Source organism: Methylobacterium marchantiae (assembly GCF_042679825.1).
Classification (GTDB): Bacteria; Pseudomonadota; Alphaproteobacteria; order Rhizobiales; family Beijerinckiaceae; genus Methylobacterium; species Methylobacterium marchantiae.
Genome location: NZ_JBHTND010000094.1, coordinates 1 through 587 on the forward strand (window position 1 = coordinate 1; position 587 = coordinate 587).

The following is a 587-nucleotide window of genomic DNA, read 5'->3' on the forward strand; positions in this document are numbered from 1 at the left end:
TTTCGCATTGACTTTGACGATACGCAATCGTATAGTATCTCCAACGCAACGAGCTCAGCAGTAGCTAAGGTGAGGCGAAGGAGAGTAGGGATGAACAGCAGCGGGACGAAAGTAGCGCATACCAAAGGGCCATGGAAACGCGACGGCCAGGACCGAACCATCAGTTCGCCCACGGGCGTGATCTGCGAGTGCCGGTCGCACATGGGCGTTGATGAAGCAGAGGCGAACGTATGCCTGATCTCCGCGGCGCCCGAGCTGCTTGAAATCGCTGAGGAAGTGTTGGTCGATGACCTGTTTCCGTACCTCCCGGCCGAGTTCGTCGCGAAAGTCCGAGACGTGATTGCCAAGGCTACTGGAGCAGCGGAATGAGTGCCAGCTTTCGCAAAGCGCTCAAGCGCCCGCTGCTTTGGCTGAACGCTTGGCGCTTCAAACGTAGTGAGGGCGCCTGCGCTTCGCTTCTCGGGCGCCACGGCAATACGACTGCGAAGCTCTATCAGCAGCACCTCCGCCAGATGAAGCTGCGTGCGCAGCGTGAGCAGATCCGCAACTGGTAGCACAAAACACAAACCAAACTTCCAAAACAGGGG

2 protein-coding genes are annotated in these 587 nt (G+C 57.9%); both read left to right on the forward strand.

All coding sequences use genetic code 11. The features are described 5' to 3' along the window. The first annotated feature begins 90 nt into the window (after nucleotides 1-90). Nucleotides 91-369: a hypothetical protein gene (locus tag ACFQ4G_RS21970; protein ID WP_258822419.1), complete on the forward strand. Its 279-nt coding sequence runs from the start codon at nucleotides 91-93 to the stop codon at nucleotides 367-369. Continuing rightward, nucleotides 366-554, forward strand: coding sequence for a hypothetical protein (locus ACFQ4G_RS21975; protein WP_258822418.1), 189 nt, complete (start codon nucleotides 366-368; stop codon nucleotides 552-554). The genes ACFQ4G_RS21970 and ACFQ4G_RS21975 overlap by 4 nt, the downstream gene beginning before the upstream one ends. The last annotated feature ends 33 nt before the right edge of the window (nucleotides 555-587 follow it).